The organism is Rhodococcus sp. C1 (genome assembly GCF_020809065.1).
Taxonomy (GTDB): domain Bacteria; phylum Actinomycetota; class Actinomycetes; order Mycobacteriales; family Mycobacteriaceae; genus Rhodococcus_F; species Rhodococcus_F qingshengii.
On record NZ_CP078080.1, the window covers coordinates 2044564 to 2060056 of the forward strand.

The window sequence follows — 15493 nt, forward strand, 5'->3', positions numbered from 1 at the left end:
CGCGATCACGCCATCTGGTGAGCGTCGCCGGCTCGTGGACGGCCGATGAACGATGTCTCGGAAGCGATGGTCACGAGAGTCAGGTCGACGCGTGTACGGCCGGTTTCGACCGTGATCTTGTCACCGAGTGCGAATGGCTGGACTATCGAGATTTCAGGGTCGACCCGAGGCCATTGGCGTGGATGTCCGTACACATAGATTGCGGTCACGCCGGCACGCGGAGATAACCCCTCGACGCCGTCGAACACGACAGTGTTGAAGGCGCCCTCAGGCCCACCGCCCTGCCCGGACACGCGGAGTCGGTCAGGCACTCCCATCGAGTCGGTGAGCGCGGTCCACGCTTGCGGTCGATCGGTGTGGACGAGTACCAGTGCGCCGGTCGCGATGGCTCGAAAGATCAACTGCTGAGCCAGATAGAGTTCGCCGGCGACAAGAACGGTGTTGACGCCCGGCCCCGAAATTCTGGCCGCGACACCGTGCCCGTTTCGGTCCGAGCCGATGAGTTGGCCGCACCCGGCAAGGGGTAGAGCGAGTGAGTCGAGTGTGCCCCCGTCCATGCGAACGCCCGGCGTGATGCCGTCCAGCGCGGCCAATGCGGTTGGCAAGTTGGTCAGCAATCCGTCGCGCTGGCGCCCACGTAGCGAGACCAAACCGGCCAGCGGTGCGTTCTCAGGTGGATTGCGCGTGGTGAAGCGACATGTCGCACTGACCTTCGCCTCTCCGCGTTGTCCGGTGGGTCGTAACCGAATTGTCACGGACGTCCCGACCGTTGCCACTGCCCACACTCGGGTCAGGGTCGCAGTGGTGATGAAACGGGGTTCGATCCCAAATCCGACGTTGGACACGCCAGGCAAGGGGGTACTTCGCCACGTTTCGGTGACCTCGTGGCCGGCCACTCCTCTTGTCACCTGGGCAGTGGACGACGCGATCTCCGGTGCGGTCAGGATCCGCGCCTTGCACCCCGCTGAATCGAGCACCCGGATGACACGATTGGCGGCAACAGCTATCGCGCGGCCGGCGCCCTGTTCGCCCCCGCCCCGGCGTTCGACTGCTGCACCACCCTCCAGCGCGTCGAAACGTAGTGCAAGCCAAACACTTCTGGTGGCGGTGGCTGGTAGTGGTCCGATGAGACGTTCGTAGACTTCGGTGGCAGGCGTTCCCGACGCGGCGCGGTATCCGCGACTGACGATGTCGATGCCGGTGAGTGAGATGTCGTGCTGATAGAGACAATTGGCGAGGGCTGCCGTGGGCAGAAGGTGGGAAGCGTCGAACGAATGACGGCCGATCCTGGTCAGGTAGTCGCGTGGGGGAGCGATCTCGACGACAGCGACGAGCGAAGATCCGTCCACTCGGAGCCCGATGGACTGCTCGGAGGGAGTGTGAAAACTGACGATCGTGCTGCGGTCGACGTCCTTGCGGTGCAGATAGCGAAAGTACCTGACAATCCAGGACATTACCGACCAACCGCCCACATGAAGCAGCATTGATCCGGCAACCACACAACCGATTGCCAGCGCCCAGAACCAATCGAGCCCACTGGCCATCGCGATTCCGCCCGCACCGATTCCGAAAATCTGTGCCGGCACGAACTCGCGCGTCGAAATCCTGTGTGACGACGGCCAATGCTTCAACCGCGATCGGTCCACGGTTCCTCCCCGATACCTGACCTGCGAACTACCCGAAAATTTCCGCCCCAGCGGAACTGTACTGTGTCTTCGCAAGGGGATGTAAGGCACGGGGGGAATGATGGCTGCGACACCTACCACGCGCTGGCAGGTCAACGGGTACCGATTCTTGGTCAGGCGGATGGAACATGCGCTGGTCAGACGAGACGTGCGGATGCTTCACGATCCGATGCGATCACAGTCGCGCGCGTTCACCGTCGGAATAGTCCTCGCTGCACTGGGATTGGCGGGTTGCGCTGTACTCGCTCTGTTTCGGCCACAGGACAGAATCGGCGATGCAGAGATCGTCGTTGCAAAGGAATCGGGCGCGATGTTCGTCGCCATGGAGGGTACGTTTCGCCCTGTGCTGAACTTGGCCTCCGCACGACTGATTCTGGGTTCGCCAGGAAAACCGGCAATAGTCAAGGCATCCGAGGTCGAGGCGAAACCCCGGGGCGCGCTCGTCGGCATTCCCGGCGCACCGTCCGCGCTGCCGGAATCGGCCGACCCTACCAACGCCGCGTGGACGGTGTGCGATTCCGTCGGATCCGACGGGAGAAAATCGTTGACGACTTCGGTCGTGGTCGGCTCGTCCAATGTCGGCGAAAACACGACATATCTGACGAATGACCGTGCATTCCTGGTGAAGTCGGGTTCCGATCACTTTCTCGTGTACGACGGGAAGCGAGCGGAAATCGATGTGGACGATCCGGCGATCATGCGGGCTTTGGGCCTGGAAGGAGCACAGGCGCGACCGATCAGTATCGGATTCCTCAATTCGATTCCCGAAGTTCCGCGCATCGAGGCTCCGCGAATCCGCCAACTGGGATCGGCGCCCCGGTTTCCTCTGCAGAACAAGACTGTCGGCTCCGTCGTCCAGGTTTCGGTGGGTGCGGACCCGCAGTACTACGTGGTACTCGAGAACGGGATCCAGAAGATCGGTGCGGCGCTCGCCCAACTGATCTACTTCTCGGATTCGCAGGGCGCCACCGGGATCGCGAGCGTCACCCCTGATGCCATCAGTCGTATTCCCTCGGTGAGTGAGCTGGCCGTCGACTTGTTGCCGCGGGTGGTTCCGGAGATCGTCGATGATCACGGCGCACCTGTCGGCTGTCTGGAATGGGCTCCCTCACCTGCAGTCGAGGGCGCCGAAAGTAGTTCTGCAACGCTGAAACTTGTCGCTGGATTGCAGGTTCCGATCCCGGAGGGTGGCAAGTTGGTGTCCTTGGCGCAGGCGGACGGATCGGGTGACAATCTCGACAACGTCCATGTCGAACAGGGATTCGGCGGATTTGTTCAAGCGACCGGAATCGAGACGAACAGCACCAGGCACGACGGAGTGTTCTACGTAGCCGATACCGGTGTGAAGTACGGTGTACCGGACGAAATCTCCGCTCGCGCGCTCGGATTGACGCGAACGCCTGATCGCGCGCCTTGGCAGATGCTCGACCTACTTGCATCAGGTCCCGCGCTCGAGAAGAGCAATGCACTGATAGCTCACGACGGAATCGCCCCCGATACAGCGCCGGCCGCTCCGGTGAACTGAACACTGCTGACGGTTCAGGGATCGATGTTCTGGCGTTCGGGAAGATGTCGACGAATTACTCGACGAAGAGGCATCGATGCCAACAGCGTCAGTAGGGCGAGGGTGCCGACCGTTCCGGCTCCGACGAGTGCCGTGTCGCGAGATCGGTTGTCGGGGGTCGGCGGCGTGGGTAGGGGATCGATCGACACCGACTGATGGTTGACCTTGACGCGTTCTCCTGGGGCCAATTCGCCCGTCACTGCCGCAAGTGGATCGATGACGCCGTGACCGACGTAGGGATTCCAACCCTGCGCCGGAGCGTGGGCGGTGGCTTCGATACGTTGCATGACCTGAAGCGCAGTCAGTTCCGGGTGAACCGACCGGACCAGTGCGGCGGTCGCCGCGACAAAGGGCGCAGCGAAACTGGTCCCGTTGAACGACTGTACGGCGCCGTCGGAGCCGTACACCCCGATGGTCAGACCGGGCGACGTCGGGTGAAGTGAGGTGATTCCGGTGCCGGGCGCCGCCACGTCGACCCACGGACCGCCGAGGCTGAAGGAACTGGCGGCGCCATTGGGGTCTACCGAGCCGACCGTGAGGACATAGTCGTCGTACCAAGCCGGACTGGCAATCGTCGCAACCGAGTTCCATGGATCGGCTAGGGGATTGAGGGGATCCGGCGGCGGATTCTGGTTCTTGCAACCTCCGGATCCGACGTTCCCTGCAGCTGCGACGACTACGACGTTCTTCGCGATCGTGGCGTATTCGATTGCAGCGCCGAGTCGTTGGTCGCTGATCCCGTCCCCGGCAGGCTTGCAGGCGACTTCGGAGATGTTGATGACGCTTGCACCCATGTCCGCAGCGTGACGGACGGCCGATGCCATGGTGTCGACGTTTCCGTACCCGGATGAGTTCTCGGCTACAGCAGGGTCTTCGCGTTGGCCGGCCACCGAGAAGGCGGCACTGGACTGCCTGATCGAAATTATCTGTGCGTCAGGCGCAGCTCCGGAGAATCCGGAACCCTCGACTTGCTGGGCGGCGATGAGACCGGCCACGACAGTTCCGTGTGCGTCACAATCGTCGGTGCCGTCGGAGGTACCGACGTAATCACCGCCGCCGTCGAGCGATGGCAGCCGGGGATGTCTGCTGACACCGGTGTCGATGACAGCAATTCGCTGTCCCGCCCCTCTGGTGATCGGCCACACAGAATCGAATCCCAGATCTCGTTGAGAACGTGGAATGTCCGCACCGTCACCACCTGCCACGGCTGGGACGCACAGGGTTCGTTGTTCGGTGGGTTGTGGAGGTGCAGGCGGACCGTCCTCGGGCAGCATTGCAGGATCGATGGGGGAGGGAACCGCGCTCGATGCGCCACCTGCCCCGGCGAGAACGCTGAAGGCAACGATCACGAGACTGGCGCAGATGTTTGTTGCCCGTCGAATCACCATCGATCACCGATCGCTCAGAGGCCACGCATGAGCGCGAAGAGGCCACTGACCCAGCAGATCAGCGGAACGATTGCTGCAATCGCAGCGAGGTCCAACAGCTCGGCAGCGCGTCGCATCACGGGGCTGAATGTGTTCTGGGGGGCAAGGATTCCCAGAACCAGTGCCAGGAGGAGAACGGTCATCGTGATGGCGAAGACGACCAATGCATGGTCGCGATGGGTCCATGCCATGTCGCCCAGGAGAACGAGAATCACCGAGATGCCTGCCGCGATGAGTGGCACAGCCTGCTGTGCGCCCGCGTAGGTGCGCCCGCGAAACATCAGCACGACGGCCGTCGCGAATGCGAGAGCAAGATTCGGCCAGACGATCCCCTGACCAGGCCAGGACCACGCGAGTGCGACGGCAGCGACGAGCGCGACCACTGACGTGGCCACGATCAGCCCAGTCAGATAGCTACGCGCCCGCCCTGCCCTTTCCGCCAACTCGGTCAGCCCGGGTAGTTCGGGTTCGGGCAGTCCGTCGCGGTCGTCGTCGAGGGGATTACTCGGCGTCGGAACAGGGGGAAGCGGTAGTCGCGCGAACAACATCGACAGTCGAGCGGTGAACGTGAGAACGATCAATGCGGCGGCAATCACCGCGCCGCTGACGGTCGCGGTGCGCGCCTCGGGAAGCGTGGTAGTGACGGCAAAGGTGCCCACCGCCGCGAGAAGGACGACGAGAAGTGCTGTGAAGACAGCTAATCCGGTGCCGCACAAGCGGAAGCAGATCAGAGTTACCGCAGCGGCAGATGCCGAACCGAGAAGCAGATGAGCCGAAAGAACAGTGCCGGGCACGCAGAGTGCGCCGGAGACGAACGCCAGTGGCACCGAAGCGCATCCGAGCGTGACGGAACTTCCAGAGTCTCCGTACACCCGCGCTGCCACGACGGCGGCGACGGTGAGCACCAAAGACGTCACTCCGCCGCAGACGGCGCCGATCAGTCCCGTGTCGCCGAGGACCAGGGCGAGGGCCGCGACGAGCGCAGCGACGAGGGCGGCGGTCGAGCCGACAATGCGCGCGGTGACCGGAGTCCAGCGTCGGTAGACGTCCGCATCCGTGGCCGCGACGGTGTACATGATGTCGTCGAAGAGTGGGGGCGGGGCAGCGGTGTCCGAGGCCTCGAGTACGAGCAATTCTCCATCGCGGATTCCGTGCTCGTGCAGCGACAGCGTCGGTGCCAGCGGTGCCCTGCCGACTTTCGACAGAGTCCAGTCGACGGGCTCGAATTGTTCGGTGGTGTGGTCGAACTCGTTGAAATTGCTGTGGTTGACAATTGTGTCCACAATGCCCGGAATGACCACGGTGAGTGGAACACGAAGCGGCACCGCAAGATCCACCTGCGAATGGGCTGAAAGTACCGTCAACCTGCACAGTTCGGCAGAATGACTCGCGCCTCGTCCGTTTCCGGTGTTCGCAGCGCTGGTTGTAGTGGTGCTGGTCAAGATCTGTCCCCTCCCATGACGCGATTCCCCCTTCGCGTCACCCCAGTTCACCCGAACAATACGACATGAACTGCGCGCCTGTATCGGAGACAGCGCCGACAACAGGTGGCACCGACCCGAGTGTCGGTGTTGTGATCTACTCTCTTGCAATTGCGCGAGTACGCCTTGGGGGGGCCGGCGGTAGTCGGACGAGGCGTCTGGCGGCAACAGCTGCAGCACCGATGGGGGTGGGTGAATTGAGCACTGTCAGATTTGCGCGTCGAGCACGCCGTGAATCGCCGCGCACACCGGGCGGCGAGGTGACGCTTCAGCCCCCACCGGAGATACCTCGCGTCACGCCGGGAAACCTACTGACCAAACTACTTCCGGTGATCATGGTGGTTGCCATGATCGGCATGGTGGCGCTGATGTTCTCTTCCGGCATGGCGCGCAATCCGATGTCCCTGCTGTTTCCGGTCATGATGATGGTGTCGATGCTCGGAATGCTCGCCGGGGGCGGTCGTAGCGGTGGAGCAAGAGCGTCCGAAGCGAACGAGGACCGCAAGGACTACCTCCGGTACCTGGATCAGATGCGTAGTGATGTTGCTGCGACGACTGGTGCGCAGCGTGCTGCTCTCGAGTGGAGCAATCCCGAGCCGTCGCTGCTCTGGACACTGGCCGGGACTGTGCGGATGTGGGAGCGTCAGATCACCGACTCGGACTACTGCCACGTTCGGGTAGGTCTGGGTACACAGCGATTGGCCACCAGACTCGTGTCTCCGGAGACCGGGCCGGTCGAGGATCTCGAACCCGTCGCTGCTGTCTCACTTCGGCGATTCGTCCGTGCACATTCGGTTGTGCAGGACCTGCCGACCGCCGTCTCGCTTCGCGGGTTTGCTGCGATGTCCATCGAGGGGCAGAGAGATTCCGCTCGCGCGCTTGTCCGCTCGATGTTGATGCAACTGTGCACATTCCACGGTCCGGACACGGTCCAAGTTGCGGTGGTGTGCGGTCCCGATACCGAATCCGAGTGGGAGTGGGTCAAGTGGCTCCCACACGTGCAACACCCGCAGTCTCAGGACGGCACCGGCACTGCACGCATGGTGTTCGGTTCGTATCTCGAATTCGAAAGTTCCCTCGGGGAACCGCTTTCGATGCGTGCTCGATTCGCTCGCAACACTCCAGCCAGTGCGGGCGTTCCGCATCTCGTGCTGGTCGTGGACGGTGGCTTGCTCGAAGGTGACACCGGCCTGTTGTCCGACTCCGGGCTCGACTCGGTGACCGTCCTCGACCTGTGCGGGTTCTGCCCGCGGCTGGTGGCGACGCGTGGTTTGCGACTGGTCGTCGGTAGCGATCAGATCGGCGCGGTGAGCAGCGCAGGAGTTGAGAACTTTGCGAGGCCCGACGCTGCGACGACGAGCCTGGCGCAGGCGTTCGGCCGTCGCATCGCACCGTTCCGTGCGGCATCGCAGAATGCCGTCGACGCAGCTGACGACGACCGATCCCTTCGGACGTGGAGCCAGATGTTGGGGATAGGAAACGTTGCGAGGTTCAATCCTGAGCATGGCTGGCTTCCACGTCAGGGGCGCGACCGACTCCGTGTGCCGATCGGTGTCGGACAAGACGGAAACCCCGTCGAACTGGATCTGAAGGAGTCGGCCGAGAACGGTATGGGTCCGCACGGGCTGTGTATCGGAGCCACCGGTTCTGGCAAGTCGGAGTTCCTGCGAACCTTGGTGCTCGGCCTGATCGCGACCCACTCTCCCGACGCACTGAACCTCGTCCTGATCGACTTCAAAGGCGGTGCAACCTTTCTCGGCCTCGAGGAGGCGCCGCACGTTGCTGCGATCATCACCAACCTTGCCGAGGAATTGGCGATGGTCGATCGTATGAAGGACGCGCTCGCCGGCGAAATGAATCGTCGACAAGAACTGTTGCGTGCGGCAGGAAACTTCGCAAACGTGTCCGATTACGAGAAGGCGAGGCTGGCCGGCGCTGCACTAGATCCCTTGCCGGCACTCTTCGTGGTTGTCGACGAGTTTTCCGAACTGCTCAGTCAGCAGCCGGAATTTGCCGAATTGTTCGTGGCCATCGGGCGATTGGGCAGGTCACTTCACATTCACCTGCTGCTGGCCAGTCAGCGACTCGACGAAGGAAAGCTCCGGGGTCTCGACAGCCATCTTTCGTATCGCGTCGGGTTGAAAACGTTCTCGGCGAACGAGTCTCGTTCCGTCCTCGGCGTTCCCGATGCTTATCACCTTCCGGGCACACCCGGTGCGGGATACCTGAAGTCCGATTCTGCTGAGATCGTTCGCTTCCAAGGTGCGTACGTGTCAGGCCCGTACGAGGGCGAGCGGATCGTGCCCACTCGATTCTCGGTCGATTCCCCCGTCGAACTGGCGCCGCTGCCGTTTACCGCGAAGCCCGTGATCGGACCAGAGGCCGTTGTCGTTCCCGTCGAGCCCGACGTCGTCGACATGGGTGAAATCGGTGACGATGCACGTACTCTCATGGGAGTCCTCGTAGACCGCATGCGCGGTCACGGTCCACGTGCGCATGAAGTGTGGCTCCCGCCGCTCGAGTCATCTCCGACGCTTGACCAGTTGTTGCCGCGGTGGGCGACCGGTGATCAACCTCGCGGAAATCTGAGCGCTCCCTTCGGCATAGTCGACAGGCCGTTCGATCAGCGCCGCGATCTACTCGTCGCCGATCTCAACGGATCGACTGGCAACCTCGCGATTGTCGGCGGCCCGCAGTCGGGAAAGTCGACGGCGTTGCGCACGTTGATCTTGTCTCTGAGCATGACGCACACGCCGGAACAGATTCAGTTCTACTGCCTCGACTTCGGCGGTGGAACGCTCCTCGGATTGAAAGATCTGCCGCACGTCGGATCGGTGGCAAACCGCTTGGATTCCGACCGCGTCCGGCGCACAGTTGCCGAGGTACTCGGTGTGGTCGCTAAACGGGAGCGACTGTTTCGTGACCTCGGCATCGAATCGATGGCCGATTTCCGTAGATTGCGAACAGCTGATCCCACCGGGGAAGGTGAGGCTGCGGGACTCCGAGAGGACCCGTACGGTGACGTCTTCCTCGTCGTCGACGGTTGGCCAAGCGTTCGTTCGGATTTCGAATCACTCGAGCCCCAGATCAACATGCTCGCCGGTCAAGGTTTGTCCTTCGGTGTACACGTGATCGTCACGACGTCGAGGTGGGCCGAGATCCGGCCGGCACTCAAGGATCAACTGGGTACTCGCATCGAACTTCGTTTGGGTGATCCGGGAGATTCGGATGCGGGTCGCCGGAAAGCCGGCCTGGTGCCGGAAGGTCGACCGGGTCGTGGCATCACTCGCGACGGACTCCACCTTCTCACCGGACTACCTCGAATCGACGGCCTACCGGGTAGTGAGAACTCGAGTACGGCTGTGGTGGCGACGGTTGAACGTATTGCAGCCATGTCGAATTCGCGTCCGGCACCCACCGTGCGGATGCTCCCGGATTTCTACTCGCGGGCAGAACTTCTCGAAGCTGTCGGGACCCGGTGGCCCTCAACGAGCGCGGCCGACGGTCGGTGCCTCACGGTGCCGATCGGGCTCGGTGAGACCGACCTCGCCCCGGTGTACATGGACTTCCGGGAACACCCGCACCTGTTGATATTCGGCGACACCGCGTGTGGGAAGACATCTCTCTTGCGTGGAATAGCCGAAGGGATCATCGCGTCGAACACACCGGCCCAGGCCAAGCTGATCATCGGTGACTATCGGCATTCCCTGCTGGGCGTGGTCGAAGGGAATCACCTCGGCGGGTACTCGGCGTCGTCGACGACCTTCGGTGAATTGATGGTCGACTTGGCTCGGATCGTCGCTGCCAGAATGCCGAACGCCGAAACAACGCAGCAGCAATTGCGGGAACGGTCGTGGTGGAGTGGGCCGGAGATTTACGTACTGATCGACGACTACGACCTTGTGGCCACACCGAGTGGAAATCCGGTGGCGCCGTTGCTCGAATACATTCCGCACTCCAAGGACATCGGTTTGCACCTGGTTATTGCCCGCCGTTCCGGTGGTGCGGCCAGAGCACTGTACGAGCCGGTCATTGCGAGAATTCGCGACATGGCGCCGGCCGGATTGATCATGAGCGGAAGCCGTGACGAGGGAAATCTCGTCGGCACTGTCCGCGCGTCGGCGATGCCGGAAGGCCGTGGGGTCTACGTTTCCCGCTCGCAAACCCAACTTGTCCAAGTTCCGTGGATGCCACCGCTGTGACCGCTCCGTCCGCAGTGTCGGTCTCGTTACATTGGGGTGCATCGAATATCTGGGTCGTATCGGGTCAACGCGAATTCTGTTGCAGTGCAGACCTCCGACGCGAACCGGCGTCGGGCCCCGGTGCGGCCGGCGAGAATGCGATCGATTACATCGACGACGATTATGTCGACGTGGATGGTCGGGTTGTCCCGACAGTCTTGGAGGTGGCCAGGCTGATCTCCAGTGCGATGGACGGGTGCGGAATCGTCGACGCAGACATTCTTCATCTCAGTCATCCCTCGGATTGGGGTGCCCCACGCAGGCGGCGATTGCTCGATGCCGCACGTCGAGTGGCGCACGACGTCGTACTCGTTCCGACGTCGATCGCGGCGGCGAGGTCGGCTCATACGGCTTGGCGATCGCGGTGTGTCGTCCTCGAACTGCGAGGCGGAACGGTGGTCGCTTCTGTTGTCGCTGAGGTCGACGGTGAACTCCGAATCGACGGAACACAAAGTTCGGAGATCGCAGACGTTGCGGGGTTGTTTTCCGCAATCGGGGATCTATCGGTTCGGGACGCTGTGGTGTTGGTCGGGCCGAGCTCTCATGCTGTTGCGGCTTCGCTCGAACGGGGGTCGACGAATGTTCACGGCCACGCGAGCATCCGAATTCTGGACGAGAGCCGGGTGGCTGCGTCTCTGGTGGATCCTCAGACGCTCGTTCGCCAGACAACCGCGCGGGACAGTTCGGGACGAATTGTCGACAATTCGGCTTTCGGCGCCGGGTGGGTAGGCGATACGGATGGCGCGAAGTCGATTTCTGGCGCGGACTCGAATGCCTCTTCGCCGCGTCGCGTCGGCGGGCGGCGAAGAGGCCGTCGATGGTTCGCGGCGGCGCTTGCGGTGGTCGCCGTCGCCGGTGCGGTCGCAGCAACGGTCGTGGTGTCCACTCGCGATCGAGGCGATTCTCGGTTGGCGGGGTCGGTCGCAGCCACGGCGGAAGTCGAAGTCGAGATCGTGGAGGCGTCGAAAGAGCAGGAAACGCCTGCACCGAAGACTTCGATCTCGTCGATCGAGTCCGGGGCCACTCCGGAACTTACTCGTGTGGACGTGGGAAGCGTTGCGGCAGAATTGCCTTCCGATTGGAAGCTTCTGTCGCGAGGGACCTCGAGCGGGCGTACCGATTTGGTACCCGGTTCGGGTGCGGATCGCAAGATCGTGGTCATCGAGAAACGTCTTGCGGAAGGTGTGGGATTCGATTCCGTCGAAGCTGTTTTGCGTCAGCAGTTTTCGACGTTCGAGGACCCCTTGCGGTTCGCAGAGTTTGCTGTGCTCGACGATGCCGCAGGAAAACGGGCAGTGGTGTACGTCGAGTTTCCGGACGATTTCTCCGAGGTGCGTTGGCACGTATACGTCGACAACGGACGGCAAGTGAGTATCGGCTGCCAGTATCTGGTCGGTGAGTGGGGCAGTCTCGAAGCGGACTGCCTGCGGATGTGGCAGTCGGTCGAATTCACACCGTGACCGGATCGGTCGGTTCTGAAAATATTCTTCGGTCGGGCCGGAACCGTTGGTACGAAGGTCGCGTCAAAGTATGTGTAGCGCACATCAGGGAGTTCCGCTCGACCCCGGTGCACATCCGACGGACAAAGCCCGTTGTGTGTGATCGCCGATACCGAACGGTACTCACCGAATCCAGGGGGACGACATGGGCTTTACCGCAACTACCGCTGAATTGATCGATTCGGCGGGGACCATCGACGGACATCTCGGTGACATCAGGGGGCTGGTCAACGCTGTTCGGTCGGAGGCCGACGCTTCGCACAATTCGTGGAACGGTGCGGCGCAGGTCGAATACGCAGGAATCATGGAGCGATACAACAGCGCGGCCCTGAAGTTGGACACAGCTCTGACCGACATCTGCGAGCAGATCAAACAGGCCGCGGGAACCTTCGACTCGACCGAAGACGACAACGTCAGCTCGCTTCGCGGCGCGACGGTGAACATGTCCTGACCGCCAGCACTTCATCGTCCGGTCAAGCAATCCTCAGCCAGTAGTTCTCACAAGTTAGTTCTCACAAGTTCTCTCCAGTCACACCGAACCGGGAGCAGTTATGTCCGACAGGATCAAGTACGACTTCAGCGGCCTCGCAATGCTGTCCGATCAGATGAAACAGCAGGCCAAAGCGATCAACGACAAACAGGGCGACATCAAGGTTGTCGTGGACAAGCTGCAAGCAGGCTGGGAAGGGGCAGGTTCCGAAGCGTGGAACGACGCACAGCGTCGCTGGGCCCAGGCTTCCGAAGAACTGAACATGGTTCTCGCGCAGATCGCCGGAGCGACGGCGAGCGGCTCGGAGAAGATGCAGGAAGCTGATCGGATCGCCGCAAACGGGTTCGGTCGCTGACAACATCCCATGCCGTGATGACACCCCGCCTGCCCCGGTACCGTCAGGTTGCCGGGGCAGGCGCATGTCGATCGCTCGCGTCGCTGTGCTGGACGATGATGCTGTTGGCAGGAATGGCTGCGCTTTGACCTGGCAGCGGGTAGACCGGTATCGTCTATCGGTGGCGTGCCGTAGGGCTCCGGCAGAAATGCGTGGAGACCGGCGGTTCTCGGGTCTCAACTGGCCGCCGAGGATCGTTTACGCGATACGCACATGGTCAGCAGTGGAATGAATTAAGACGAGGAAGATCTGTGTCTACGTACACCCCGAAGGCCGGAGATGTGACCCACACGTGGCACGTCATCGACGCCACTGACGTGGTGCTCGGCCGTCTTGCCGTTCAGGCAGCGAACTTGCTGCGTGGCAAGCACAAGCCCACCTACGCGCCGCACATCGACGGTGGTGACTTCGTTGTCATCATCAACGCAGAGAAGGTTGCCATCAGCGGCAACAAGCTGCAGGGCAAGAATGTTTACCACCACTCCGGATTCCCGGGTGGCCTGAAGTCCCGCACTGTCGGTGAGGTCCTCGACAGGACTCCCGATCGTCTCGTCGAGAAGGCCATTGTCGGCATGCTCCCCAAGACGAAGCTCGGCCGCGCAATGAGCAGCAAGCTCAAGGTTTACGCGGGCCCGAATCACCCCCACACCGCGCAGCAGCCGGTGCCGTTCGAGATCAAGCAGGTCGCACAGTGACATCGCCGGAAGAGCAGAACGTGTCCGAAGAGAACATCGAAGCAGTGGAAGAGCTTGTCTCTGACGCAGTCGAGGTCGTCGAAGAGGTTGCTGCAGCTACGCTCGCACCGATCGTCCTCGATCGCCCGGTCCAGACCGTCGGTCGCCGCAAGGAGGCTGTCGTTCGCGTCCGGATGGCTCCCGGTACCGGTCAGTTCAAGCTCAACGGTCGTACGTTGGAGGACTACTTCCCCAACAAGGTTCACCAGCAGCTGATCAAGGCTCCGCTGGTGCTCGTCGAGCGTCCCGAGTCTTTCGACATCATTGCACTGCTGCACGGTGGCGGCCCGTCCGGTCAGGCAGGCGCACTGCGTCTGGCTATCGCGCGCGCACTCATCGAGGTAACCCCTGATGATCGTCCGGCCCTCAAGCGTGCAGGCTTCCTGACGCGTGACGCCCGCGCGGTCGAGCGTAAGAAGTACGGCCTGAAGAAGGCCCGTAAGGCATCGCAGTACTCCAAGCGCTGATGCTTTGCCGAGGTTGACCCGACGGGTCTGCTTCGGCACCTGTTCACCACAAGAGCGGGCGTCCATCGTTACCGGACGCTCGCTCTTGTGTTTCTCGGAGAAATTCCCTTCTCGAGTTCCCTTCTCGAGGTTCACAGGATTCAGGAGTCGTTCTATGGGTCGGTTGTTCGGTACTGACGGTGTTCGTGGACTTGCCAATTCGGATCTGACTGCAGATCTTGCATTGAGATTGGCAGTTGCCGCGGCGAGCGTACTGACAGCCGATACCGCGGACGAACGTCCGACCGCCGTGATCGGCCGCGATCCTCGCGCCAGCGGTGAGATGCTTCAAGCCGCGGTGACCGCAGGATTGAGTTCCGCGGGTGTCGACGTGCTCGACGTGGGTGTTCTTCCGACTCCGGCAGTTGCATACTTGACGGCAAAGCTCGACGCCAGTCTCGGTGTCATGATCTCTGCATCGCATAATCCCATGCCGGACAACGGAATCAAGATTTTCGCAGCCGGTGGACACAAGCTCGATGATGCTGTCGAGGTGGCGATCGAGGATGCACTCGACGGCACTGCACCGCCCGTCCTACCGACAGGTGCCGGGATCGGCCGCGTCCGTACGGTCGACGACGCCGCTCAGCTGTACCTTGCGCATCTGGCGAGCGCGGCGAGCGAGCCACTCGCTGGACTCACCGTTGTGGTCGACTGCGCCAACGGCGCTGCTTCCGCGCTCGCACCGGTTGCCTACGCGGCAGCGGGCGCTCGCGTCATCGCGATCAGCGCCGATCCCGACGGCCTCAACATCAACGACGGCTGCGGATCGACGCACCTGGAGAATCTTCAGAAAGCCGTAGTCGATCACGGGGCGGACCTAGGCCTCGCGCACGACGGCGACGCCGACCGTTGCCTGGCCGTCGACGAGACCGGAGCGGTGGTCGACGGTGACGCGATCATGGCAGTTCTGGCGATCGCGATGAACGACGCCGGCGAGTTGGTCGAGAACACTCTCGTCGCGACTGTCATGAGCAATCTCGGTTTGCACATCGCGATGCGCGAGGCCGGTATCAACATCGTGACTGCTGCCGTAGGCGACCGCTACGTCTTGGAGGAACTGCGCGCGGGCGGATACAGCCTCGGCGGCGAGCAGTCAGGCCATGTCGTGTTGCCGGCGTTCGGCACCACGGGCGATGGGATTCTCACCGGCCTCCGGCTGCTCGGACGCATGGCTCGCACGGGTAAGTCGGCATCCGCACTGGCCGCAACGATGACAACCCTCCCGCAGGTTCTGATCAACGTGAAGGTCGGGGACAAGGCGACAGTCGCAGCATCGCCGTCGGTACTCGCAGCAGTCGCGGACGCAGAGCGCGTCCTCGGTGACGGTGGTCGCGTGCTCCTGCGCCCGTCCGGGACAGAGCAACTGGTCCGCGTCATGGTCGAGGCCACCGAACTTCCGCTCGCGCAGAAGCTGGCCGACGAGTTGGCCGAGATCGTCGGTTCGGTTTAGCCCCTCATTACGCGTTCGC

Annotated in this window: 11 protein-coding genes; 8 read left to right on the top strand and 3 right to left on the bottom strand. The window is 62.3% G+C overall.

The window, feature by feature from the left end; genetic code table 11:
- Positions 1-5: 5 nt before the first annotated feature.
- A complete protein-coding gene (gene eccE / locus KTR60_RS09425; RefSeq protein ID WP_267133016.1) occupies positions 6-1586 on the bottom strand; it encodes a type VII secretion protein EccE in 1581 nt (526 codons plus the stop codon).
- Positions 1587-1743: 157 nt separating this feature from the next.
- Here eccE and eccB point away from each other — a divergent pair, with 157 nt between their 5' ends.
- Entirely contained in the window at positions 1744-3210 is a 1467-nt protein-coding gene (gene eccB / locus KTR60_RS09430; protein ID WP_080726634.1) for a type VII secretion protein EccB, read from the top strand.
- A 14-nt stretch (positions 3211-3224) separates the two neighbouring features.
- Here eccB and mycP read toward each other — a convergent pair whose 3' ends face one another.
- Both mycP and eccD read right to left on the bottom strand, forming a co-directional pair.
- Positions 3225-4637 carry a type VII secretion-associated serine protease mycosin gene (gene mycP, locus KTR60_RS09435; protein WP_204855605.1) on the bottom strand — a complete coding sequence of 471 codons (1413 nt, stop codon included), beginning with the start codon at positions 4635-4637 and terminating at the stop codon, positions 3225-3227.
- A gap of 14 nt (positions 4638-4651) precedes the next feature.
- Positions 4652-6118 carry a type VII secretion integral membrane protein EccD gene (gene eccD, locus KTR60_RS09440; protein WP_083057798.1) on the bottom strand — a complete coding sequence of 489 codons (1467 nt, stop codon included), beginning with the start codon at positions 6116-6118 and terminating at the stop codon, positions 4652-4654.
- A 236-nt stretch (positions 6119-6354) separates the two neighbouring features.
- Here eccD and eccCa point away from each other — a divergent pair, with 236 nt between their 5' ends.
- The 7 genes from eccCa to glmM all read left to right on the top strand — a co-directional run bounded on the left by eccCa (position 6355) and on the right by glmM (position 15474).
- Entirely contained in the window at positions 6355-10359 is a 4005-nt protein-coding gene (gene eccCa / locus KTR60_RS09445; RefSeq protein WP_228402062.1) for a type VII secretion protein EccCa, read from the top strand.
- Positions 10356-11858, top strand: a complete 1503-nt coding sequence (locus KTR60_RS09450) for a type VII secretion-associated protein (RefSeq protein ID WP_050655861.1) — start codon at positions 10356-10358, stop codon at positions 11856-11858. The genes eccCa and KTR60_RS09450 overlap by 4 nt, the downstream gene beginning before the upstream one ends.
- A gap of 184 nt (positions 11859-12042) precedes the next feature.
- On the top strand, positions 12043-12348 hold the full coding sequence (locus KTR60_RS09455; RefSeq protein WP_003940986.1) for a WXG100 family type VII secretion target: 306 nt from the start codon (positions 12043-12045) through the stop codon (positions 12346-12348).
- A 100-nt stretch (positions 12349-12448) separates the two neighbouring features.
- Positions 12449-12742: a WXG100 family type VII secretion target gene (locus KTR60_RS09460; RefSeq protein WP_042449746.1), complete on the top strand. Its 294-nt coding sequence runs from the start codon at positions 12449-12451 to the stop codon at positions 12740-12742.
- A gap of 290 nt (positions 12743-13032) precedes the next feature.
- The gene (gene rplM / locus KTR60_RS09465; protein WP_003940842.1) at positions 13033-13476 is read left to right on the top strand and encodes a 50S ribosomal protein L13; all 444 of its coding nucleotides are present in this window, start codon (positions 13033-13035) and stop codon (positions 13474-13476) included.
- Positions 13473-13982 carry a 30S ribosomal protein S9 gene (gene rpsI, locus KTR60_RS09470; RefSeq protein ID WP_007728596.1) on the top strand — a complete coding sequence of 170 codons (510 nt, stop codon included), beginning with the start codon at positions 13473-13475 and terminating at the stop codon, positions 13980-13982. The genes rplM and rpsI overlap by 4 nt, the downstream gene beginning before the upstream one ends.
- A gap of 154 nt (positions 13983-14136) precedes the next feature.
- A complete protein-coding gene (gene glmM / locus KTR60_RS09475; RefSeq protein ID WP_007728598.1) occupies positions 14137-15474 on the top strand; it encodes a phosphoglucosamine mutase in 1338 nt (445 codons plus the stop codon).
- Positions 15475-15493: the final 19 nt, after the last annotated feature.

Excerpts from the sequence above, each read along its gene's own strand:
- eccB (WP_080726634.1), top strand. The coding sequence starts at position 1,744 with ATGATGGCTGCGACACCTACCACGCGCTGGCAGGTCAACGGGTACCGA.
- mycP (WP_204855605.1), bottom strand. The coding sequence starts at position 4,637 with ATGGTGATTCGACGGGCAACAAACATCTGCGCCAGTCTCGTGATCGTT.
- KTR60_RS09455 (WP_003940986.1), top strand. The coding sequence starts at position 12,043 with ATGGGCTTTACCGCAACTACCGCTGAATTGATCGATTCGGCGGGGACC.
- KTR60_RS09460 (WP_042449746.1), top strand. The coding sequence starts at position 12,449 with ATGTCCGACAGGATCAAGTACGACTTCAGCGGCCTCGCAATGCTGTCC.
- glmM (WP_007728598.1), top strand. The coding sequence starts at position 14,137 with ATGGGTCGGTTGTTCGGTACTGACGGTGTTCGTGGACTTGCCAATTCG.